The organism is Paraburkholderia guartelaensis, assembly GCF_004353905.1.
Classification (GTDB): domain Bacteria; phylum Pseudomonadota; class Gammaproteobacteria; order Burkholderiales; family Burkholderiaceae; genus Paraburkholderia; species Paraburkholderia guartelaensis.
Genome location: NZ_SMOD01000022.1, coordinates 105,517 through 128,734 on the forward strand (window position 1 = coordinate 105,517; position 23,218 = coordinate 128,734).

Genomic DNA, 23,218 nt, shown 5'->3' on the forward strand with positions numbered 1-23,218 from the left:
GTGTGCTCCGTTCAGTAGCGTCGATCAATGCACGCGATTCGTCACAGCCGCCGCGCCGCCGGCCGGCATCGCCTGATACGGCGTTTCCTGCACAGTCGGACGATCGATGCGGCGCGCACGAGCAATCGCGATCAGGCCGTACACGACGATGCTCACCACCACGAAGATGAACAGGCCCGAAAGCGCGGCATCGACATAGTCGTTGAACACCATGCGCTGCATCTGCTCGAGCGACTTGGCGGGCGCAACGATCTTGCCATCAGCGATCGCCGCCGAAAGCTTCTGTGCGTGCGCGACGAAGCTCACCTTCGGGTTGCTGTCGAAAATCTTCTGCCAGCCCGCCGTGAGTGTGCAGATGAGGAGCCACACCGTGGGCAGTGCCGTCACCCATGCGAACTTCTCGCGCTTCATCTTGAAGAGCACGACGGTGGCGAGCATCAGTGCGATACCGGCGAGCATCTGGTTCGAGATACCGAAGAGCGGCCACAGCGTATTGATGCCGCCCAGCGGATCGACGACGCCCTGGTAGAGGAAGTAGCCCCACGCAGCCACGCACAGCGCGGTCGCGATCAGGTTGGCCGGCAGCGACTCCGTGCGCTTGAGCGACGGGTGGAACGTGCCGAGCAGGTCTTGCAGCATGAAGCGGCCCGCGCGCGTGCCCGCGTCGACGGCGGTCAGGATGAAGAGCGCCTCGAAGAGGATGGCGAAGTGATACCAGAACGCCATCATCGCCTCGCCGCCGATCACCTGGTGCAGGATCTGCGCCATGCCTACGGCCAGCGTCGGTGCGCCGCCTGCGCGCGCCACGATCGTGGTTTCGCCCACGGCGTGTGCGGTTTGCGTGAGCATGTCGGGCGTGAGCATGAAGCCCCAGTGGCCAACGGTTTGCGCCACGGCGTCCGGCGTCGTGCCGAGCACGGCGAGCGGCGCGTTCATCGCGAAGTACACGCCCGGCTCGATCACCGAGGCGGCCACGAGTGCCATGATCGCGACGAACGATTCCATCAGCATCGCGCCGTAACCGATGAAGCGCGCGTTGGTTTCGTTATCGAGCAGCTTGGGCGTCGTGCCCGACGAGATCAGCGCATGGAAGCCCGACACCGAGCCGCACGCGATCGTGATGAAGAGGAACGGGAACAGGTTGCCCGACCACACCGGGCCCGTGCCGTCGATGAACTTCGTGAAGGCCGGCATCTTCAGTTCCGGCGCGACGATCAGAATGCCGATCGCGAGCGCGAGAATCGTGCCGATCTTGAGGAACGTCGAGAGGTAGTCGCGCGGCGCGAGCAGGAGCCACACCGGCAGCACCGAAGCGACGAAGCCATAACCGATCAGGATCCACGTGAGCTGCGTGCCCGTGAACGTGAACCAGGCTGCGAGCGTGGGCGAATCGTGCACGTGCTGGCCGAAGGCGATGGAAGCCATCAGCAGGACGAAACCGATGATCGAAATCTCGCCGATCTTGCCCGGGCGGATGTAGCGAACGTACAGGCCCATGAAGATCGCGATGGGGATCGTCGCGGCCACCGTGAACGTGCCCCACGGCGAGTTCGTGAGCGCCTTCACGACGATCAGCGCGAGCACCGCGAGAATGATGATCATGATGAGGAAGGTGCCGAACAGCGCGATCACGCCGGGCACCGGGCCGAGTTCCATCTTCACGAGGTCGCCCAGCGAGCGGCCGTCGCGGCGCGTGGAGAGGAACAGCACCACGAAGTCCTGCACGGCGCCCGCGAACACCACGCCCGCGAGAATCCAGAGCATGCCGGGCATGTAGCCCATCTGCGCGGCCAGCACCGGGCCCACGAGCGGACCCGCGCCCGCGATCGCCGCGAAGTGATGGCCGAACAGTACGAACTTGTTGGTGGGCACGTAGTCGAGCCCGTCGTTGTGGCGCACGGCCGGCGTCATGCGCAGGCCGTCGAGCTGCAGCACCTGCGTGGCGATGAAGCGGCTATAAAAGCGATACGCGATCAGATAGACGCACACGGCGCAGATCACGATCCACAGTGCGCTGATTCGCTCGCCGTGCGCGAGCGCGATGGTGCCGAACGCGAACGCGCCAAGCAGCGCGACCAGCGTCCAGACGACAAAACTGGATGTCCGACTCATGCGGTGTCTCCGTTATGTTTTTAGCTTTGTGTCCGGCATCGGAACCGGACCCTTGTGCGCCGTCCACATCGTCTTGGCGATGGCAGCGCATGCATGACGCATTACGCCATGTCGTGGGCGGTAGTATTCGCTTTCAGACCGTCAGCCACAACCGGACAACTACGTAAGCGCGCTACGTAGAACTACGTAGGGAAGGCAACAATTCGTTGCGCACGCAACGACAATCGCGGCCCGTCGCGCAACACGCGGTGTAAGAGGACCCTCTCGACCGCAGCGTGGATTTTGCCCGCCTCGCCGCGCGCGCCCGGTTATGCTTGCAGTCTCAGCTTCCGAACACCGTCATGCCCGCCCCATTTTTCTTCGCCGACCGCCGCCTGAAGACGAAAATCTTCCTGCTCGCGGTCGTACCGTTCCTCGCGGCCATTGCCGGCATCGGTATCGGCGTGCGCCAGCAGGCCACACAGCTCGCGCAAACGCAGCACGCGACGATGCAGAGCGCGTATATGTCGAGCAAGGAAATCGAGCTGCGCCACTACGTGGAGCTGGCCACGAGCGCCATCGCGCCGCTCTATGCGCCCGAGGAAAACGCCAGCGACGCGTTGCCCGCGCCCGACAGCGAAGCCGACCGCCAGCTGGCCGCGCTAGCCGTGCTGCAGAAGATGGACTTCGGCCCCGACGGCTATTTCTTCGTCTACGACATGCACGGGCGCTCGCTCATGCATCCGCGCGAGCCCGCGCTCGTCGGCCAGGATCTCTGGAACCTGCGCGACCCGCAGGGCGCGCTCACGATCCAGCAACTGATTGCCGCGGCCCAGCGCGGCGGCGGCTACGTGCGCTATATGTGGCACCGGCCGTCCACGGGCAAGCTCGCGCCCAAGCTCGGCTACGTTGTGCCGCTGCCGCGCTGGGGCTGGATGATCGGCACCGGCATCTATCTCGACGACGTCGATTCGACGCTCGCGCACATCGACGAGCGCGCCTCCGCGAATATCGAGCACACCATCCAGTGGCTCGGCGTGATCGCACTTGCGGGCGTGCTCGTGATCGCGCTCGGTGCGCTCGTGCTCAACGTGAGCGAGCACCGCAGCACCGACGCCAAGCTCAAGCGCCTCGCGCAGCAGGTGGTCGAATCGCAGGAGCAGGAGCGGGCGCGGCTCTCGCGCGAACTGCACGATGGCATCAGCCAGATGCTCGTTTCGGTGAAGCTGCTGCTGGAGTCGGCGCTGACACGCTTCGAGCGCGGCGAAACGCGCGTGCCTGCCGCCGAAGCGTCGCTCGCCACCGGCCTCTCACGTCTTTCCGACACGCTGCGCGAAGTACGCAGCATCTCGCATGCACTGCGCCCCTCGATGCTCGACGACCTGGGCCTCGCTGCCGCGCTGGAGCAACTCACGCGCGAGATGGCCGAGCAAACGGGCATCGAGATCGCCTTCACGCAAACCGCGCCGAAGCCGGCGAGCAAAAAGGCACAAGTCCCCGCGCTGCCGGACGCCGTCAACACCGTGCTCTTTCGCATTGCGCAGGAAGCGCTCACCAACATCGTGCGCCACGCGCAAGCGGCGCGCGCCGCGCTCACGCTGGAAGTCGCCGCGAGCGGCGTGACACTTGGCATTGCCGACAACGGCCGTGGCTTCGACGTGGCGCACGCGCTGGCCGACCCGCGCGCGGGTCTGGGCCTGCGCAACATGCGCGAGCGCCTGGAGGCGCTGGGCGGCCGCCTCGACATTACCTCGCAGCCTGGCCATACGCTCGTCACCGCGTGGGTGCCTATTGCGTCCAATGCGGCGTCGAATGCAGCACCCAAAGCCGCTGCCGTATCAGGAACGCCGACATGACGATGACGAATGCAAACGTGACCGATCCGACCAGCCCGGGCGCCAGGCCCGCGCGCCTCGTCCTCGTGGACGACCATCCTCTCGTGCGCGACGGCCTGCGCGCGCGGCTCGAAGCCGTGCCGGGTTTCGAGGTGGCGGGCGAAGCCGGCAACGCCGACGAGGCCATCGCGCTCGCAGCGTCGCTCGAACCCGATCTCGTCCTGATGGACGTGGGCATGGCGGGCGTGAACGGCATCGCGCTCGCGGGTATTTTCCACGAGCGCTTTCCGGCCATCCGCGTGTTGATGCTGTCGATGCACGACAACGTCGAATACGTGACGGAGGCGGTGCGTGCGGGCGCGAGCGGCTATGTGCTCAAGGATTCGCCGGCCACCGAGATCATCCGCGCGATCGAGGCGGTGCTGGCCGGGCGCACGTATTTCAGCGCGGGCTTGAGCGCACGCATGATCCAGGCGTCGGCACGCAGCACGCCCGTCGAGCGTCTGACGCCGCGCGAGCGGGACATTCTCGACGCGCTCGCGCAAGGACTATCGAGCAAGCAGATCGCGCAGCGCGAGGGGCTATCGGTGCGCACAGTGGAAACGCACCGGCTCAACCTCAAGCGCAAGCTGGAGATCGAAGGCCAGGCGGAGTTGATCAAGTTCGCGGTGGAGCACCGCAGAAAGTGAAACGGGCGCACCGGCTTACCCGGTGCGCCCGTCATTGCACAATGCGTGTGCAACCACCAATCGACGATCAGCTGCGCGCGTTGTGGTCGACGAGGAACTTGATGAGCCCGTCGATGCCGCCCTTGGCGATCTGGTCGGCAAATTGCGTCTGGTAGACCTGGATCAGCCACGCACCCATCATGTTGATGTCGTAGATCTTCCAGCCGTTGGGTGTTTGCGTGAGACGGTAGTCGATCGCGTCGTCGCCGCCGTTGCTGATCACGTGCGACTGCACCACGGTGTCTTTCGCACCCGCACCCGTGTTCGAGGGTGCGAACTTGAAGCTCACCTGCGTATCGCGCAGTTGCGAGAGCGACGAGGCGTACGTCTTCACGAGCAGGAGTTGAAATTGCTCATACAGCTTCTGCTGCTGTTCGGGCGTGGCCGTCGCCCAGGGTTTGCCAACGGCGATCCGCGTGGTGCGTTTGAAGTCGGTGGCGGGAACGAAATGGGTCTCGACCACCTGGGTGATCTTGTTCATGTCGCCGCCGCGCGCTTGCGGGTCGGCCTGCATCGCCTTCACGGTGCCTTCCACGGCGGCCTTGACGGTGGCATCCGGCGCGGTTTGCGCGAACGCGGCGCCCGAAACGCCCGTGAAACAGGCGGCGACGAAAAATGCGGTCAGGTAACGTTTCATACGCTCTTCTGGAACAGTGAAATTCAGGCGCCGGTATACAGTGCGACTCAGTGCGTGCGGTTAAGTGCAAGTGCAATCACGTAACCTTCACGCCGCCGGCTGAGCCAGTATAACGGCTTTGGCAGATGCGCTGCCGGGGCGCTGCCTCGAGCCCAAGTGTGCAAGACCCGCGCCGGGACGGGCGGGGCCGGTATACTTGTGCGTTTCGCGTCAAAGAACCTAATTGACAGGGCCCCCTCGCCTGTATGCTGAAGCCATTCATCATTAGCCTCGTCGCCTGGTCGGTGCGCCGCGCGGCGTGGGTGATCACACTCGCAATCGTGCTTGCCGTGCTCTCCGGCGTGTACGTTGCGAAGCATTTCAAGATCAATACCGACGTCAGCGGTCTCGTCGAGAACACGGCCGAGTGGGCCGCGTTGAGCGACGCCAAGGACAAGGCGTTCCCGCAGCGCGCGAGCTCGCTGCTCGTGGTCGTCGAAGCCGACGCGCCCGAACTCGCCGACGCCGCCGCCGACAAGCTCGCGCAAGCGCTCAAGGCCGACTCGCGCGAATTCAGCGCCGTCTCGCAGCCCGCGGGCGGCCCGTTCTTCCAGCACAACGGCCTGCTGTTCCCGTCCACGGCCACCGTGCTCTCGACCACGGGCCAGCTCGTCCAGGCGCGCCCGCTCGTGAACCAGCTCGCGAAGGACCCAAGCCTCGCGGGTCTGGCCGGCACGCTCACGACCACGCTGCAACTGCCGCTCACGATCGGCCAGATCAAGTTGCCGCAAATGGCGAATCTGCTCGGCAGTGCCGCCAACGTCGTCGACGAGGTGCTCGCCGGCAAGCCCGCGGCGTTCTCGTGGCGCGCGCTCGTCGACAAGGATTCGGCCACGAAGCCCGCGTTCGCATTCATCACCGTGCAGCCGGTGCTTAACTTCGCCGCGCTCAAGGCAGGCGCAAACGCGTCGGAGGCGATCCGCGCGACCGCCGCCTCGCTTCATCTCGACAGCGAATTCGGCGCGCGTGTGCGCCTCACGGGCGAACAGCCGCTCGCCGACGACGAGTTCGCCTCGGTGCAGGACGGCGCCGCGCTCAACGGCGTGATCACGATCATCGTCGTGCTCGCCATCCTGTGGCTCGCGCTGCGCTCGGGCAAGCTGATCGGCGCCACGCTCATCACGCTCGTGATCGGTCTCGTCATCACGGCCGCGCTCGGCCTCCTGATGATCGGCTCGTTCAACATGCTGTCGGTCGCGTTCATGGTCCTGTTCGTGGGGCTAGGCGTCGATTTCGGCGTGCAATTCGGCGTGAAGTATCGCGAGGAGCGCTTCCAGGACGAGCGGCTCGACGCCGCGCTCCTCAAGACCGCGCGCACCATCGGCGTGCCGCTCACGCTCGCGGCGATCGCCGTGGCCGAAAGTTTCTTTTCCTTCCTGCCGACCGCCTACAAGGGCCTCTCGGAACTCGGGCAGATCGCGGGCGTGGGCATGTTCGTCGCGTACGTCTGCAACATGACGGTGCTGCCGGCGCTCATCCGCGTGTTCAATCCCAGGGGCGAGCGCGCTTCGCCGGGCTTCGCGTTCCTCGCGCCCGTCGACAAATGGCTCGCCGAGCATCGCAAGCCGGTGCTGATCACCACGCTCATCATCGTGGTGGGCGCGACGCCCTTGCTGCTGCACCTGCGCTTCGACTTCAATCCGCTGCATCTTAAGGATCCGCATACTGAATCGATGGCGACGCTGCTCGCGCTCAAGAGCTCGCCCGTCATCTCGATCAACGACGTGAGCGTGCTCGCGCCGTCGCTCGAAGAAGCCGACAAGATCGCCGCGCGGCTCTCGAAGCTGCCGGAAGTGGCACGCGCCACCACGCTCAGTTCGCTGATTCCCGACGATCAGCAGCAAAAGCTCATGCTGATCTCGAGCGCCGCGCAGCAGCTTCTGCCCGCGCTCACGCAGCAGCCGTCCACGCCCGTGACGGACGAAGTGCGTGTGCAGACGCTCAAGCGCGCGGCCAACCAGCTTTCGCTCGCCGCGAGCGACCATCCGGGGCCGGGTGCGGCCGAGGCGAAGCATCTGTCGGACTCGCTCAACAAACTCGCGAACGCGAGCCCGGCCACGCGCGACCGCGCGGAAACCGCCTTCAGCCTCACGCTCAAGCTCGCCTTCGCGCAGCTCGCGCGCCTGTTGCAGCCCTCGGAAATCACACGTGAAAACCTGCCGCCCGAGATGGCGCGCGACTGGGTGGCGCCGACCGGCCAGGCGATCGTGGACGTCGCGCCGCGCGTGCCGCCGGGCGTCGATCCCAACGACGACGTGATGCTCGCCCGCTTCGCACACGCGGTGAAGGCGGCCGAGCCGAACGCGATCGGCGGTCCGATCTCGATCCTGCACTCGGCGAACGTGATCATCCTCGCGTTCTTCCAGGCAGCGGGATGGTCGGTGCTGCTCATCACGGCGCTGCTCTGGATCACGCTGCGCAATTTCGGCGACGTGCTGCGTACGCTCATTCCTCTGCTGGTATCGGCACTCGTTACGCTCGAACTGTGCGTTGTCTTCGGAATTCAGCTAAATTTCGCCAACATCATCGCGCTTCCCCTGATGCTCGGCGTCGGTGTCGCGTTCAAAATCTATTTCGTGATGGCCTGGCGCGCGGGGCAGACCGGCCTCCTGCATTCGAGCCTCACACACGCGGTGCTTTTTTCCGCCGCGACCACGGCCACGGCATTCGGGAGCCTGTGGCTATCGCATCATCCGGGCACGTCGAGCATGGGCAAGCTGCTCGCACTGTCCTTGTTCTGTACGCTGATAGGCGCCGTCGTGTTCCAGCCGGTGCTGATGGGCAAGCCGCGCGCAAAACGCGCGAGATCGGAAACTCAGGGGATCGACCAATGAAGAAGAATCAAGCCGCGCTCACCATGGCGGCGGCGAGCCTGGCGCTCCTCGTGACGTCGGGTTGCGCCACGGGCCCCGACCGCAAACCGGGCGATCCGTTCGAGCCCGCGAATCGCGCAATTTTCACGTTCAACGACAAGCTCGACACGTACATCGCGCAGCCGGTCGCCAAGGGCTACCAGAAGGTGACGCCGCAGCCGCTGCGCCAGGCGATCACGAACTTCTTCTCGAACATCGGAGACGTCGACAACCTGGCGAACAACTTGCTGCAGCTGAAGATCACTGACGCCGTCCAGGATCTGATGCGCATCGCGATGAACACGACCTTCGGTTTGGGCGGCCTGATCGACTTCGCGACGTTGGCGGGGCTGCCCAAGCATCATCAGGACTTCGGCCTCACGATGGGCCATTACGGCATGCCGGCCGGCCCGTATCTCGTGCTGCCGCTGTTCGGGCCCAGCTCGGTGCGCGACGGCATCGGCATGGCCGTGGACGTGAAGTTCAACGTCATCAACTATTTCGAGCCGGCGGTGCGCAACCCGATGTATCTCGCGCAGTTCATCAGCGCACGCGCGGATCTGCTCGGCGCGACCGACCTGCTCAAGCAGGCGGCGCTCGACCCGTATTCGTTCGTGCGCGACGCCTACCGCCAGCAGCGCGAATCGCTGATTCGCGGCTCGCGTGGCAATAATGCGCCGCTGCCCAATTACGGCGAGCCGGGCGGGGAGGCAACACCGAACGAGAACGGGGCACCCAATTACGAGGACCCGGGCGAGTCGGGTGGTGCCGGCGGCGCAGGTGGCGCAGCCGCCCCCGGCGCTTCGAACAATGGTCTGCCGAATTACGAGGATCCGGGCGAGGGGAGCGCGGCGGCAACAGGTGCGGCCGCGGCTGGAGCGGGTCCAGGTGCTGCTGCGGCGGCCGGCACGGCAGGTGTAGCGGCGGCAGCGGCAGCCGCTTCCGCACCGGCAGGCGCATCGGCGCCTGTCGCGGCTTCGGGTGCGACGGCAGCGCCTGCGAAGCCGGCATCGGCGCCCTGAACGCAACATAGGGCTGCCCGTTTGCGGGCGGGCGGCGTACAAACGCAAAAAAACCCGGCAACCTTTCGAGGTTGCCGGGTTTTTTATTGCGTCGTGCGCGCCGCTCAATGCACCGAAGCGTCCTCGCTCTCGGCCTGACGTTCGGCCTCGTTCGCCGCCGCCAGCGCCGTGGCATCCGCCGTCGTGGTGACGGTCTGGCGATAGCGTTCATAGGCTTCGTCAGCGTAGCGGATCCGTTCGCGGCCATGCGGGGCCGGCATGCCGTCGGCACCGAGGTTCACGAACACCATCTTTTCGATCGTCAGGATGCTCTTGCGCGTGATCTTGTTGCGTACTTCGGCGCGCAGCGTGATCGACGTGCGGCCGAATTCCGTGGCCGTTATGCCGAGTTCGATGATGTCGCCCTGACGCGCCGAGCTCACGAAGTTGATCTCCGACATGAACTTGGTCACCACACGCTGGTTGTCGAGCTGGCAGATCGCATAGATCGCCGCTTCTTCGTCGATCCAGCGCAGCAGGCTACCGCCGAACAGCGTGCCGTTCGGATTCAGGTCTTCAGGCTTGACCCACTTGCGAGTATGAAAATTCATGGCTGGTAACTCCCCGATATGTGATTTGTCCCCAGCTCGCAGGAACGAACCTAGGGTTAACACTGATATGTTACCAGAGATAGGGGTTTACCCTAGGTATTTCAATAGCCCGCCAGGATCATTTGGGGAAAAAGGCGCCGGTGGCCGTCAGTACCTGCCGCGCAGCGCTCAGCGACTGGCGTGCCGCTTTCGCGTCCGCCGCCACGCGCAGCAGGCCGCCCAGTTGCGCCGGGTCGCGCGCCAGTTCGCGCAGGACAGGGAGGACCGCCGTCGTGCCGTCGTCGCGCAAGCCGGCCATGGCCGCTTTCGGCAGGCTGCGCCACGCCGGATCGACGATCGCGCGGCACACCGCGAACGGCACGCCATGCGCGGCGGCCGCGGCTGCGGCCAGATGCGATTCCATGTCGACGGCGAGCGCTCCGCACGCGCTGAATAGCGCTGCCTTGTCCGCCGCACCGGTGAGCGGCGCCGCAACGGCTGCCTCCACGCCGCGCCGGGTTTTCGCGGCGAGCGGCGAGGCCATCAGCGCGTCGGCCATGCGTGCGCTCCAGTCGGCGTCGGCCTCGACGCGCCCGAACGGCCCTTCGATCGCTTGCGCGATCACGAGGGTGCCCGGCTCGAGATCGGGCGCAAGGCCGCCCGCCGTGCCGAAGCTGACGATGCCCGCCGCGCCGTCCTTGAGCGCCGCCGCGAGCGCGCTCTGCAGCAGATCGGCGCGCGCGGCGTAGACGGCGCGCACGCCGTCCTGGCCTTTGCCCGCGGCAATGCTCGCCTCGAAGGCCATGCCCGTCACTGCGATCACGGGCAGGGCGCGCGCCTTGACTCCAGCCGCCGCGCTCACAGACCGACCGTGACGCGCGTCACGCCCGCGCGCTTGAGGTTGCGGTAGCGCGCAAGCGCCCATAACGGGAAGAACTTGCGATAACCGTGGTAGCGCAGATAGAACACGCGCGGAAAACCCGTGGCCGTGAAGCGCGTTTCGTCCCACAGGCCGTGTTCCTGCTGCGTTTTCTGCAGATACTCGATGCCGCGTGCAACCGCCGGATGATCGACCGCGCCCGCAGCCATCAGACCGAGCAGCGCCCAGGCCGTTTGCGAAGCCGTGCTCGTGGCGCGCTCGTAGCCGCGGTATTCGAGCTTGTAGCTCGTGCCGTCTTCGCCCCAGCCGCCGTCGTCGTTCTGGATCTGCACGAGCCATTGCACCGCGCGCTTCATGCGCGGGTCGTCGTGACCGAGGCCGGCCGCGTTGAGGGCGCACAGCGCCGTCCACGTGCCGTAGATGTAGTTCATGCCCCAACGGCCGTACCAGCTGCCATCGGTTTCTTGCTCTTCGAGCAGGTAGTTGTACGCGCGGCGCGCGTGCTCGCTCGCGGCCGGCAGTTCGCCGAGCTGCGCGAGCATCGACAGGCAGCGGCCCGAGACGTCGGCGGTCGGCGGATCGAGCAGTGCGCCGTGGTCCGAGAACGGGATGTTGTTCAGGTAGTACTGCGTGTTCTCCGGCTCGAACGCGCCCCAGCCGCCGTTGCTGCTTTGCATACCGACCACCCATTCGCGCGCGCGGGCGATAGGGGCGTCGAAGGCATTCGTGTTGTCGAGCTTGTCCACGCGGTCCATCGCGGCCACGACCACGGCCGTGTCGTCGACGTCGGGGTAGTGCGGGTTCGCGTACTGGAATGCCCAGCCGCCCGGACGCACGGCCTCACGGCGCGAGATCCAGTCGCCGCGCACGTCGAGAATCTGCAGCGGACGCAGCCATTCGAGGCCGCGGCGCGCGGCTTCCTCGGCGCGGGCGTCGCCGGTCTCCAGCAGGGCGTGCGCCGCAAGCGACGTGTCCCACACGGGCGAGAGGCACGGCTGAACGTACGCTTCCTCCGTGTGGACCGTCACCAGCTTTTCGAGCGACTGGCGCGCGATCGCGCGGTGCGGATGATCGGCGGGATAGCCCAGCACGTCGTACATCATCACGGCGTTGGCCATGGCCGGGAAAATCGCGCCCAGGCCGTCTTCGCCGTTCAGGCGCTCGTCGACGAATGCCACCGCGGCGTCGATCGCGCGCTGGCGCAAGTAGGTCGGAAAAAGCGGATCGGTCACGCGCAGGACGCCGTCCACAGCGCGGAAGAAACCGAACCAGCCCTTGCTCTGATGCGGCGAGCGGGCATTCAGGCCCACGCTCACCGGCGCGCCGCGGAACAGCTCGTCGATGCGCACGCCACGCGGGTTGCGCGCCACCGGGCGCTTCGCGCCCAAGACGAGCAGCGGCACGATCACCGTGCGCGCCCAGTACGACACCTTTGAAAGATGGAACGGGAACCACTGCGGCAGCAACGTGATCTCGACGGGCATCATCGGGACTGCATACCACGTGATCACGCCGAAGAGCGCGAGCAGGATGCGCGTGAACACGTTGACCTGCTCCGCGCCGCCCGCCGCAAGAATCGCCTCGCGCGCGCGCACCATGTGCTCGGCGTCTTCGGCATCGCCGATCATCTTGAGTGCGAAGTAAGCCTTTACGGTCGCGCTCACGTCCATCGCGCCGTCGGTGAAGAGCGGCCAGCCGCCTTCGGGCAGCTGGATGCGGCGCAGGTAGCGCGCGATCTTCTGTTCGAGCTCGAGGTTCGCGGTTTCGCCCAGGTAATGCACCAGCAGCACGTATTCGGCCGGAATCGTGGCGTCCGCTTCGAGTTCGTAGACCCAGTGGCCATCGGCGCGCTGGTCGGCGAGGATCGTGTCGGTCGCGCGCGCGACGGCGGCGTCGAGCGCTGCGAGCGGTGCGGCGACCGGTGCGGCCATCTCGTCGGCAAACGTGGGAGCGGACATTGCCACGTCCGGCGTGGCGACGCCCCGCATGGCTTGGGATAAATCGTTCATCTACGTTCCAAATTTTCGGTCAGGAGCAGCTCGGCGGCCTTGCGGCCCGAGCGGATCGCTCCTTCGATCGTCGCGGGCAGACCGGTAGCCGTCCAGTCGCCTGCAAGCATCAGATTGTTCCAGCGCGTGCGCGTCGCGGGCCGGCGCCATTCTTCGTCGGGCACCGCGGCGAAGGTCGCGCGCGCATCGGCGCACACGCGCCAGACGGGCAGCGGCTCGAGCGGCAGCGAGGCCGCCTCGGCCACGTCGACCCACACGCGGCGTGCGATCTCCTCGGGATCGAGGTCGAGCACGGCGTGCGCGTCGTGGATCGTCGCCGAGAGCCGCCCCTCGGCCGTGCACAGCCAGTGGGCCGTGCCGTTGACGAGCGCCATCGGCGCAACGAGGCCCGGCGGCGCTGACACCGAGTAGTGCACGGTGACAATCGCATTGTGGCGCTGCGGCGCCTGCAGCGACGGCACGAGCGCCGCGGCGGCCACGCCGGGCACCGCCAGCACCACCGCCTCATCGGGAGCGAGCGTGATGCGCCCGCCTGGAAAATCGAGTGCGGAGACGCGGCCCGCCGCGTCGTCGTACACGATCTCCCTGAGCGGCGAGTCAAGGCGAATCGCCGCGCCGCCGTGCTGAAGCATGCGCAAGGCCGGATCGACGAACGCGCTGGAAAGGCCCCCGCGCGCCGCCAGCGGCCGGAACGACTCGCCGCCCGCCGCGAGCGACTCGCGCAGCATCGCGCCGGCCAGCTCCGCACTGCCCACGCGCGGCTCGACATTGAGCGCCGTGAGAAAGAACGGGTGCAGCAGCCGGTCCCACAGCACGCCTTCGCAGCGCATGGTCTGCGCCATCGTGCGGCCCGGCTTGGCGAACAGGAGCGGCAGCAGCCCCAGATAGTCCGCGGCGCGCGTACCCGGCACGCGCGAGCGCGAGTCGCCGATCCAGAACGGCATGCGCGAACGCGAGAAGCGCACCGTCCAGCGCGAGCGCGCGGCGATATCCATGAACGCGAAGCCCGGCTCGGTGGGGCCGGAGAGCGCGTCGCCGGCGCCGATCGTGCGCACGTATTCGAGCGTGCGCGCATGTCCCGCCAGCACCAGATGATTGCCCGTGTCGAGCGTCGCCGAGAGCGTGCGGTCGTAGTACGAGCGACAGCGTCCACCTGCCTGGCTGGCGGCCTCGTAGAGCGCCACCTGCACGCCGCGCCGCTGAAGCCGCACGGCCGTCGCGAGGCCCGCAAGCCCAGCGCCGATGACGTGGACTAGCCGAGGCATCAGAACAGCGCGTAACGCGCGACGATCCACATGAGCCGTGCGCGCGGCTTGCTGACTTTCGTGCGCGGCAGGTCGAAGCCGCGATCCACGGTGCGCTCGAGCAGCACGCGGTAGACGCCCGACATGATGCGCGGCGCTTTCACCTGCGCGCGGGGCGTGGCATCCATGATCGCGTCGGCCTGCGCGAAGTGAGCGCGGGCGCGCTGCACGAGCGTCTCGCACACGCGCGGCAGCGACGGGTCGGCAGCGATCGTGTGCGGATTGCCCGCGGCGATCCCTTCACGCGCGAGCAGTTCGCGCGGGAGATAGCAGCGATTGATGTCCGCGTCTTCGTCGATGTCGCGCAGGATGTTGGTGAGCTGCAGCGCGCGCCCTAGATGGTGCGACAGCAAGCGGCCCGGCTCCTCCTGCATCCCGAAAATCCTCACCGACAGCCGGCCTGCGGCGCTCGCCACGCGGTCGCAGTACAGGTCGAGCGTGTCCTCGTCGGGGGCGCAGATGTCCTCGGCGGCGTCCATGGCCATGCCGTCGATCATCGCGTGAAAATCTTCGCGCTGCAGCCCGAACGTATGGATGTGGCGCGTGAGCGCCGCGAGCGAGGCGCGCGGCGTGCCGGCATAGCACGCGTCGATGTCGGCGCGCCATTGGTCGAGCCCCGCCGCACGCTCGGCGCGCGGCAGGTCGCTGTCCGCGATGTCGTCGACAGCGCGGCAGAAGGCGTAGACCTGATACATGGCGTCGCGCTGCGCAGGAGGCAGGATCCGCATCGCCAGATAAAACGAGCTGCCCGACGAAGCGGCGGCAGCGTCGGTTTGTTGTGTATCGTCCACGACGAGATTGGAAACAGCCAAGACGATCTCCGCTGGGGGCGCCCTCACGGGCGTTCGACTCTATTCGGGCCCGCATTGCCGCGGGTCGCCCGCGCGCGCGGACACGCGCGAGGCACCCGACCCTTAAATTGCTCGCCGGGTGGCGCGCAAGGCCGGAAACGGGCAAAAGTATATCAACCTTTGGGCGACCCGCGCAGGGCGGTCGGCGCATGGGGACCGCTTGGGGGCGCGGCCGCGTAGCCCCGGAGCATGGGGCGATGAGCCGGATTGATTGAGGCGGAGGCTGTCTGTGCGCAGGCAGATATCAGGCGAGCGCGACCGAGCGGTTGCGCCCCTGACGCTTTGCCGTGTAGAGGGCGGCGTCCGCCTCGTTGATCATGCCTTCGTAGTCGGGCGCGCCCGTGCGCGCGGTGGCGGCGCCGACGCTGGCGGTCACGGGCACGATCACGCCCTGCACCTCGATCGGCTCGTCTCCGATCGTGCGGCGGATCTTCTCCGCGACGTAGAGCGCGTCGTCCAGCGGCGTGCACGGCAAGAGCAGCGCGAACTCCTCGCCGCCGAAGCGTCCGAACACATCCTGTTTGCGCACCACGCCCGACACGCGCTGCGCCATCGAGCGCAGGACCGTATCGCCGGCCACGTGACCGAATTCGTCGTTGATGCGCTTGAAGTGATCGAGATCGAACAGCAGCATCGAAAGCTCGCCGCCGTAGCGCTGCCAGCGCAGGAATTCGTCGGCGAGGCGCGTTTCGAAAAAGCGCCGGTTCGCGATGCCGGTGAGGCCGTCGCGGTCGGCGTATTCGCGCAGCTTCGCCACGGCTTCCTCGCGCTCGCGCTGCATGACGCTCACGTGCGTGACATCGGAGATGGTCACGCACACGGCGATCACGTCGCGCCCGCGCATGAGCGGCATGAAGGTGCAGTCCTGCTGCATGTAGTCCACGCCGCCCGTGATCGGCCGGTCATGGTCGAACTGGAACAGATACGGGCGCTGCTCCCACGAGCTGAACGCGAAGCTGCCCAGCTGGAACACGCTTTCCACCTTGCGCGTGAGCCACGCGCGCGGCAGATCGGGGAAGCGCTCGAAGATGGAGCAGCCGATCACGTCCTCGGCGGTCACGCCGCTGTGATCCTGCATGAAGCGGTTCCAGCTCAGCACCTTCATGTCGCGATCGACCACGAAAATGCCGAAACCCACCCGTTCGACAACGAGGTCCGAAAGTGTTGGCAACCCGGCTGGCTCGTTCATAGGCTATGTAACAACGCGTCGATGGCCCGGCTCACGACATGGATCGACTCCTCGGCCATCAGCATGACGAGGTGGGCGCGAAAGCGCTGGTCTTCCAGCGCGAAATTGACTTCGACGAGCAGCGCGACGTCCCAGGCGAGCAGGCCCGGCTGGAACACCTCGTCGAGCATGATCGCTTCGCCGAGCAGGCCCGGCTGCGAAAACACCGGCATGCGCCCGAGCTGGTCGAGCATCGACGATACGCACGCGCCCGTGAGCGCGTTGGCGACGTCGAACATCAGCTCTTCCTCGGTGAGGGCATCGTCGCCGATCGTCGCGTAAGGTCCGCCGACCAGGCTGCCAAGCTCGGCGATCTCGCCGCTGCGGCAGATCACCAGCGCCTCGCCCTTGATCTCCGAGCGAAAGCCCTGGCGCACGGCCGCAACCGGGCCGTCGATACCGGTCATCTCGCGCAGCGCCGCCGCGGCCTCGGAGACGGCGACCACGCGCACGCGCGGCACCGACAGCTCGATGAAGGCGTTGAGCAGCCCCGACAGACGCGTCGCTGCCTGCCCCATGCCGAGATTGGCGATCTCCTGGAGCGCGTCGCGCTGGAGTTCCGTGAACACTCGATCAGGCATACAACCCGTACTCCTTCAGGATGGGCAGCAGCGCCTCCTGGGTTACCGGCTTTGCGACGAACGCCGCCGCGCCGAGCGCCTGCACGCGCTCGCGGGCACGAGGCTGGACGTCCGCGGAAACGACGATCACGAACGTATTCAGGTCTTCGTGCTGCAACGCTTCGAGGACCTGGAAGCCCGTCAGGTCGGGCATCGTGAGGTCGAGGAACATCACAGCCGCGCGACCGGCGCGGTAATGGGCGAGCGCTTCGTGTCCGTTCGACGCGTACGAAATCGCCACGTCCCAGTCCTCGGGCAGCGCCTTCGTGAGCACCTTGCGGGCTAACAGCGAATCATCGGCGATCACGATGGGCAAGGACATGGATATGCTGAATGAGTGTGCGTTGGACGGAGTGCGTTTCGACGGATTAACGGCGGCGTGGGCAATTACTTTAGGGAAACTTCAAAGAAAATTGCGAACTGGCCGAATAATTCGTAACGCATGAAGGGACCCGCGCTGGCGCGTCGACTCAAGGCGCATGGCAGCGCCGATGCCCAATGGCTACCGGCAACCCGTGCGCCGGTCGTGAAGGCCCTCGTCTGCATGCCTGCAGCCACCCCGTAGCATGGCCATGCGCCGTGACGGCGGGCATGGCGTTCATGCGAATGCGTTATTTATCGTGTTCGCGATTCTCGAATCAAATTGAATCAAATGCAACTCGCCGTTAATTAATCCGCGAACAAAATCGACTCATTCCGGCTAATTTATGGAAATAAATGATCCATCCCTTAAATAAAGAACGTCGATTATCCCTTTGTGGTACGTTTGCGCTTCGCCGATTTTCGCGAATTCGGCCTTCAAGGAGAGGAAAACCCCTGGGCGGCGTGCCCGCCGCACGACGCTTGCGGCGAGCACGGTATGCGCTGGCCGTCGGGGCGTCATCGCGGTCGTTTATCATGTCGAATGCCCCGCCGCCTTTTCCCTGCTTTTCCGTACGATGATTGCTGACCGGCCCGAGCGGCCAGACGAACGCATACCCCTGCCGCCCCCTGCCGACGACGCGCCGTTTCCGGCCGCGCCGGGCCACGACTTCACGGTGCGCCGACGCACGCTGCTCGCTCTCCTCGTCGCTGCGATCGTGCTGCCCTGCATCTACGTCGCCGCCATGGCGTACAACGACTTGCGCAGCCGCGAAGCCGACGCCACCGACACCACGCTGCGCACCGTGCGCGTGGCGGAAGAGCACGCGCTCAAGGTGTTCGACATGAACGAGGCGCTCGACGCCCGCGTGGTCGACCTCGTGCGCGGGCTGAACGACGACGGCATCCGCGCCAGCGAGCCGCAGATCCACGAGAAACTCGATGCGATCGGCGGCGGTTATCCGCAGGTGGCCGCGGTGTCGATTTTCGGGTCTGACGGCAACCTGCTCGCGAGCAGCCGCTACTCGCCGCCGCCGCAAGTATCGATCGCCGCGCGCGAAGACTTCACCGGCATCCGCGACGGCCGCGTGCTCGACCACGTCTCGCGCGTGATGCAGGGCCAGGTGAGCGGCGAGACCGTGTTCAACACGGGCGTGCCGCGCCTCGACGACGCCGGCGGGTTCGCGGGTCTCGTCTCCGTCGCCCTGCGCCCCGGCTATTTCAGTTCGTTCTACCGCGACCTGCTCGGCCCCGACTCGCCGATGGCGCTCGGCCTCGTGCGCAGCGACGGCACGATCCTCGCCTTCGATCCGCCGCCGCGCGCGGACGGCTCGGTGGTCACGCCGCGCTCGCCGCTGGGCGCCGCGCTGCTGCACGGCACCGAGTCCGGTGTCGTGCGCATGCATTCCGCGCTGCTCGGCAGCAACGTGATCCTCGCGTTCCGGCGCGTGGGCGCGTACCCCGTTTATGTGACCTGCGCGTATCGCACGCCGGCAATCTGGGCGGCCTGGTACCGGCACCTGAGCGTGCTCATCATCTCGATGTTCACGCCGTCGATCGCCCTCTGGTGCGTGATCTGGCTTTCGCTGCGACGCCTCGCCGCCGAAGAGGAGGCGTGGGAGCGCTGGCAGGCCGAGGCTTCCATGCGTCGCTCGATCGAATCCGCCTACCGGCAATCGCGCAAGATGGAAGCGCTCGGCAACCTCGTGGGCAGCGTCGCGCACGACTTCAACAACCTGCTGATGATCGTCTCGGCCAACGTGCAGATCGCGCGCCGGCGCGGCGCGGCGGGCTTCGAGCGCGAGCTCTCCGCGGTCGAGCGCGCGCTCAAGAGCGGCCAGTCGCTCACGCGCCAACTGCTCGGCGTGGCACGCAAGCAGCCGCTGCGCAACGAGACGATCCACGTCGGGCGCTGGCTGCCGGCGGCCCGCGAACTGCTGCGTGCGTCGCTGGGCGCGAAGGTGTCGCTCGTCGTCGAAGTCGACAACGACGTGTGGCCCGTGCTCGTCGATGTGGCCGAGTTCGAGCTCGCGCTCATCAATCTCGCCGTGAACGCGCGCGACGCGATGCCCAACGGCGGCCGCTTCACGGTGCGCGCGCGCAACATCAGTTTCCGGCCCGGCGAAGGCTTTCCGCTCGACGGCGACTTCGTGCACGTCACCCTCGAAGACACCGGCACGGGCATGCCGCCGGACGTGCTCGCGCGCGCGTTCGAGCCGCTCTATACGACCAAGTCGAAGGGCACCGGCACCGGCCTCGGGCTTCCGCAGGTGTTTGCGTTCTGCGAGCGCACCGGCGGACTCGCGGCGATCGACAGTGCGATCGGCGCGGGCACGACCGTGCATCTCTATCTGCCGCGCTCGCTCGCCGAGCCGCCCGCGCAGCGTCCGAGCGAGCCGCGCGAGGAGAGCGCCCAGGTGCAGCACGGCCTCAACGTGCTGCTCGTGGAGGACAACGACGAAGTCGCGGCCGGCACCGAAGCGCTCCTGCAGATGATGGGCCACCGCGTGACCTGCGCTAGCGACGCGGCGAGCGCACTGGAACGGGTCGAAGCGCCGCTTGCCGAGGGCGAGCACGCGCCGCGCTTCGACCTCGTGCTTTCCGACATCCACATGCCGGGGACGATGAACGGGATCGATCTGGCCGAGGCCCTGCAGGGGCTCGAGCCGAACCTGCCCGTGATCCTCGTGACGGGCTACGCGGAGGAACTCGAACGCACGCGCAATGCCGATGTACGTGTGCTGGCGAAGCCGTTCGACATCGCGCTGCTGGAGAAAATGCTCGAGGCGATTCGCGAGGACCGCCAGGCGCGAGCATGACGCGGGGCGCGTGACGAGCCTCGCGGCACGAGGCTTGCGGCAGGCAGCGCGACCCGCAGAATCAGGCGGTTAGACGTCGCGCGCACCCTGCGCCAACCGATGCACGAGCGATGCACAATCGGCGCATGATGTAAGCAGGCGTCGCCATCTGGCGAAGGAGGATGTCATGAAACAGACCGTGACCGGCGTTTTCCATACCTACGAAGAAGCACGCCACGCGCAGGACGCGCTGCTGCAACGCGGCTTCGCGGCGGGCGACATCGACCTGCCGGCGCGCACAGAGGGCGTGCTGGCCGGCATCGAGCGGCTCGTGGGAAGTTTTTTCTCGTCGACAGGCGATGTGCGTCGAACCACCGAGGCCCAGACCGGCATGACGCCGCCGCCGGGCGAAGCGGTGCGCATCGGCGTGCATGTGAGCGACGAGGCGCACGCCAACCTCGCATACGAGACGCTGCGCGAGGAGCACGCGACGGAAGTCGCGCTACGCGGCACGCCGTGGGCGTGGCCTGCAACGGACCGCCCGGTCGCGCGCGAGCACTCGGCGCTCGACGAACTGGGTCTCTCCGAGTTCGCCGATGCCCTGCGCCGCCGCGCCGCGCAGACCGAAGCGGCGCGCGAACAAGGCTCCGTTGACCCGACCGTCGAACCCACCGTCGAAACGATGCGGCCGACGAACGAGGCCGAAGAGACCGTGCTCACATCCGCAAGCGCGCCCGGCGCCGGAGCGGTGATGGGCGCGCATCACGTGGACGTTCCCGCCGCGCCCGAAGCGACGCGACCCGCAGCGGGCGTCGCGCCGCAAATCCCGGACGAATTCCTCGAATACGAGGAAGACACGCCCGAGCACCACAAGGACATGCCGGGGCAACGGCGCACGTTGCACTGAGAGCGCCCGCGCAAGCGCGGCGCGCGCGGGTCGTGATCAAGCGTCAGCGGCCAAGCTGATGCTTGACCCAGGCCACGTAGGTGTCGACGAAGCCCTGCAGAAACTTGCGCGTATCCTCGCTGACGATCTCGCCTTTTTCGTTGATGCGGCTCGCGTCGTGCTTGATGAACATCTCGGGCTGACCGAGCAGCGGGACGTCGAGATAGGCGAGCACGTTACGCAGATGTTGCTGCGAAAGCGCCGTGCCAGTCGCCCCCACCGACGTGCCAAGCACAGCGCCCGGCTTGCCGCGCCACGAATTCGTGCCCCACGGCCGCGAACCCCAGTCGAGCGCATTTTTCAGTACGCCCGGAATCGAGCGGTTGTATTCGGGCGTGACAAAGAGCAGCCCGTCGGCCGCTTCGATCTGCTGCTTAAGATGGCGCGCCACCTCGGGATAGTCGGCGTCGTAATCCTGGCTGTAAAGCGGCAGCCCGCCGATATCGAGATACTCGAAAGCAAAATCGGCGGGGGCCAGCGACGTCACCGCGTGTGCGAGTTGCCGGTTGAATGAATCCTTGCGCAGACTGCCGACCACAACTGCGATCTTGTAGGCCATTTCGGTTTCCTCGGAGGCGCGCATGAAGCGCAATGGAAGGAAACATCATCATAGACGTGTGCGCAATCCGGCGACGCGCACACGCGCGGGCCTGCCCGGCATCGGCGAGGCGCTGTGGATAACCGGGGGTAACGCGAATTTATCCACAGATTTTGGGCATAAGCTTGTGGACAACTTACGTGAAGAGCCGATAAATACGGGCCTCGCGTCGGATTCGTCTGCAGGTTAGCAAAGATGCAATTTCCGTGCGTGCATGACGATGATTGCACCTCATCCATGCACGCGAACTCTCGCGCTCGCGATTCGCTCGCTTTTGGCGCGTGAGCAACCCAACGTATTCAATCCAGCGATTTCAGCCGAACAGCGTAGCGATGTTTTCGGTCGGACGACCGATCACGGCGCGGCCATCGCGTACGACGATGGGCCGCTGCAGCAGAATCGGATGCCGCACAATTGCTTCGTAGAGCTGATCATCTGTAATGCCGGGTGCGTCGAGGCCGAGCTCCGTGTACTCGGTTTCGCCGGTGCGGACCATGTCGAGCAGCGGGCCACCCAGCATCGCATGCAGCGCCTTCAGTTGGTCGATGGTGAGCGGCTGCTTGAGGTATTCAATCACCTCGACCGGCTCGTCAGCCTTAGCGGTGGACACCAGTTCGCAAGCCGCGCGGGACTTGGAGCAGCGGGGGTTGTGGTAGATCGTGATCATGACTTCGGAGGTCCGAGAGGGGAGTGGTGGGCGAGCCTGGGTGAGGCCGGGGAATGGCTGCGATTTTACCGGGGGAGCGTTGGCGCGCGTGTGCAGCTTCTGTCGACAAGGCTGGATGCTATTGCTACGGGATGCTGCCACGGGGTCGCGTGTGTGGGATTCGTTCGTGGTGAGGTCTTCCGGTCGCGCGTTTGTGTGCTCGTGCGAAACGGGGATGCGAAGGGGGGAGGCTGACTTTATGCGCATAAAGCGGTGAGGTGGGCGCATGGTCACCTTCCAGTGCGCCCGTTGCTCCACCGATCTACTCCACGTGCCGAAGGCGTCACTGAGGTGAATGCCAACACCCCAGGCGGCCGCTAAGCGGCATCCGCATGCCCCGCGCGAGCTTTATGCGCATAAACCTTGTCCGAATGGCTAATTCGGCCGCGAATTACGCCAAAAATCATTGAACTGAAAAACATTCCAGGTAAAATCCCATGCTAATAGCAAAAAGGAGAATACCAATTGGCAGCAGAGATAATCGCAGTCACGCAACAAAAGGGCGGGGTCGGCAAGAGCACGATCGCGATGCATCTCGGCGCGGCCTTCCACGAGAAGGGCAAGCGGGTTCTCGTCGTGGATGCCGACGGTCAGAACACGCTGGTCCATTGGGCCAGTGCGTCAGCCGATGGTGACACCGGCATCCCGTTCCCGGTCGTTAACCTCTCCGAAGCCGGTGGCCAGATCCATCGGGAGATCAAGAAGTTCGTCAATGACTACGACGTGATCGTCGTAGACTGCCCGCCGTCGATCACGGAAAAGGTCTCCGGCGTGGTGTTGCTGGCCGCTACCGTCGCCGTCATTCCGACTTCGTCCTCTCCGGCTGATTACTGGTCGAGCGTCGGTCTCGTGAAGCTCATCCAGCAGGCTCAGGTCATGAACGAAGATCTGCGTGCGGTATTCCTGCTGAACAAGACCGAAGAGAAGCGCATGCTCACCCGCGAGCTGAAGCGCGCCCTCGAAGAGCTTGGTTTCCCTCTGCTCAGAACACAGATTCCCACACGTGAGGCGTACAAGCAGGCGATGGCCTTGGGCCAGACGGTTCTGCAAATGAACGACCGCGGCGCTCGCCTCGCCGCAGTGGAAGTGCGCGCATGCGCCGACGAGATCGCGGCGATGCTCCCCTGACTTTATGCGCATAAAGG

At 66.1% G+C, this 23,218-nt stretch carries 19 protein-coding genes; 7 read left to right on the forward strand and 12 right to left on the reverse strand.

What is annotated here, in order from left to right; translation table 11 throughout:
- Window positions 1–24: 24 nt before the first annotated feature.
- The gene (locus E1N52_RS26290) at window positions 25–2,112 is read right to left on the reverse strand and encodes a carbon starvation CstA family protein (RefSeq protein WP_133185734.1); all 2,088 of its coding nucleotides are present in this window, start codon (window positions 2,110–2,112) and stop codon (window positions 25–27) included.
- A gap of 341 nt (window positions 2,113–2,453) precedes the next feature.
- On the opposite strand from E1N52_RS26290, the gene E1N52_RS26295 reads away from it, so the two are divergent.
- Both E1N52_RS26295 and E1N52_RS26300 read left to right on the forward strand, forming a co-directional pair.
- On the forward strand, window positions 2,454–3,947 hold the full coding sequence (locus tag E1N52_RS26295) for a cache domain-containing protein (protein ID WP_133185735.1): 1,494 nt from the start codon (window positions 2,454–2,456) through the stop codon (window positions 3,945–3,947).
- A 2-nt stretch (window positions 3,948–3,949) separates the two neighbouring features.
- Window positions 3,950–4,615, forward strand: coding sequence for a response regulator (locus E1N52_RS26300; RefSeq protein ID WP_133185773.1), 666 nt, complete (start codon window positions 3,950–3,952; stop codon window positions 4,613–4,615).
- Between the two features lie 67 nt (window positions 4,616–4,682).
- Here E1N52_RS26300 and E1N52_RS26305 read toward each other — a convergent pair whose 3' ends face one another.
- Window positions 4,683–5,291, reverse strand: a complete 609-nt coding sequence (locus E1N52_RS26305; RefSeq protein WP_133185736.1) for an MlaC/ttg2D family ABC transporter substrate-binding protein — start codon at window positions 5,289–5,291, stop codon at window positions 4,683–4,685.
- 245 nt (window positions 5,292–5,536) lie between these two features.
- On the opposite strand from E1N52_RS26305, the gene hpnN reads away from it, so the two are divergent.
- Together hpnN and E1N52_RS26315 are read left to right on the forward strand one after the other, a co-directional pair.
- Window positions 5,537–8,164: a hopanoid transporter HpnN gene (gene hpnN / locus E1N52_RS26310; RefSeq protein WP_133185737.1), complete on the forward strand. Its 2,628-nt coding sequence runs from the start codon at window positions 5,537–5,539 to the stop codon at window positions 8,162–8,164.
- Complete coding sequence (locus tag E1N52_RS26315; RefSeq protein ID WP_133185738.1) at window positions 8,161–9,204, forward strand: MlaA family lipoprotein; 1,044 nt, start codon at window positions 8,161–8,163, stop codon at window positions 9,202–9,204. Before hpnN ends, E1N52_RS26315 begins: the two co-directional genes overlap by 4 nt.
- Before the next feature lie 104 nt (window positions 9,205–9,308).
- Here the strand turns inward: E1N52_RS26315 and E1N52_RS26320 are convergent, their stop codons facing one another.
- From E1N52_RS26320 to E1N52_RS26355, 8 genes are all read right to left on the reverse strand, one after another.
- A complete protein-coding gene (locus tag E1N52_RS26320) occupies window positions 9,309–9,794 on the reverse strand; it encodes an acyl-CoA thioesterase (RefSeq protein WP_133185739.1) in 486 nt (161 codons plus the stop codon).
- 118 nt (window positions 9,795–9,912) lie between these two features.
- Window positions 9,913–10,578, reverse strand: a complete 666-nt coding sequence (locus tag E1N52_RS26325; RefSeq protein ID WP_246089228.1) for a phosphorylase — start codon at window positions 10,576–10,578, stop codon at window positions 9,913–9,915.
- A gap of 53 nt (window positions 10,579–10,631) precedes the next feature.
- Window positions 10,632–12,662, reverse strand: coding sequence for a squalene--hopene cyclase (gene shc / locus E1N52_RS26330; protein ID WP_133185741.1), 2,031 nt, complete (start codon window positions 12,660–12,662; stop codon window positions 10,632–10,634).
- The gene (gene hpnE / locus E1N52_RS26335; RefSeq protein ID WP_133185742.1) at window positions 12,659–13,927 is read right to left on the reverse strand and encodes a hydroxysqualene dehydroxylase HpnE; all 1,269 of its coding nucleotides are present in this window, start codon (window positions 13,925–13,927) and stop codon (window positions 12,659–12,661) included. Before hpnE ends, shc begins: the two co-directional genes overlap by 4 nt.
- On the reverse strand, window positions 13,927–14,778 hold the full coding sequence (hpnD, locus tag E1N52_RS26340; RefSeq protein ID WP_133185743.1) for a presqualene diphosphate synthase HpnD: 852 nt from the start codon (window positions 14,776–14,778) through the stop codon (window positions 13,927–13,929). Before hpnD ends, hpnE begins: the two co-directional genes overlap by 1 nt.
- Window positions 14,779–15,061: 283 nt before the next feature.
- Complete coding sequence (locus E1N52_RS26345) at window positions 15,062–16,006, reverse strand: sensor domain-containing diguanylate cyclase (RefSeq protein ID WP_133185744.1); 945 nt, start codon at window positions 16,004–16,006, stop codon at window positions 15,062–15,064.
- Window positions 16,003–16,626: a chemotaxis protein CheC gene (locus E1N52_RS26350; protein WP_110383369.1), complete on the reverse strand. Its 624-nt coding sequence runs from the start codon at window positions 16,624–16,626 to the stop codon at window positions 16,003–16,005. Before E1N52_RS26350 ends, E1N52_RS26345 begins: the two co-directional genes overlap by 4 nt.
- The gene (locus E1N52_RS26355; RefSeq protein WP_028202798.1) at window positions 16,619–16,987 is read right to left on the reverse strand and encodes a response regulator; all 369 of its coding nucleotides are present in this window, start codon (window positions 16,985–16,987) and stop codon (window positions 16,619–16,621) included. The genes E1N52_RS26350 and E1N52_RS26355 overlap by 8 nt, the downstream gene beginning before the upstream one ends.
- 616 nt (window positions 16,988–17,603) lie before the next feature.
- On the opposite strand from E1N52_RS26355, the gene E1N52_RS26360 reads away from it, so the two are divergent.
- Window positions 17,604–19,844 carry a hybrid sensor histidine kinase/response regulator gene (locus E1N52_RS26360; protein WP_133185745.1) on the forward strand — a complete coding sequence of 747 codons (2,241 nt, stop codon included), beginning with the start codon at window positions 17,604–17,606 and terminating at the stop codon, window positions 19,842–19,844.
- Window positions 19,845–20,010: 166 nt separating this feature from the next.
- Window positions 20,011–20,730 carry a hypothetical protein gene (locus E1N52_RS26365; RefSeq protein ID WP_133185746.1) on the forward strand — a complete coding sequence of 240 codons (720 nt, stop codon included), beginning with the start codon at window positions 20,011–20,013 and terminating at the stop codon, window positions 20,728–20,730.
- 43 nt (window positions 20,731–20,773) lie between these two features.
- On the opposite strand, the gene E1N52_RS26370 is transcribed toward E1N52_RS26365, so the two are convergent.
- Both E1N52_RS26370 and arsC read right to left on the reverse strand, forming a co-directional pair.
- Window positions 20,774–21,328 carry an NADPH-dependent FMN reductase gene (locus tag E1N52_RS26370; protein WP_133185747.1) on the reverse strand — a complete coding sequence of 185 codons (555 nt, stop codon included), beginning with the start codon at window positions 21,326–21,328 and terminating at the stop codon, window positions 20,774–20,776.
- A 352-nt stretch (window positions 21,329–21,680) separates the two neighbouring features.
- A complete protein-coding gene (gene arsC, locus E1N52_RS26375; RefSeq protein WP_133185748.1) occupies window positions 21,681–22,034 on the reverse strand; it encodes an arsenate reductase (glutaredoxin) in 354 nt (117 codons plus the stop codon).
- A gap of 504 nt (window positions 22,035–22,538) precedes the next feature.
- Here arsC and parA point away from each other — a divergent pair.
- Window positions 22,539–23,201: a ParA family partition ATPase gene (gene parA / locus E1N52_RS26380; RefSeq protein WP_042271984.1), complete on the forward strand. Its 663-nt coding sequence runs from the start codon at window positions 22,539–22,541 to the stop codon at window positions 23,199–23,201.
- The last annotated feature ends 17 nt before the right edge of the window (window positions 23,202–23,218 follow it).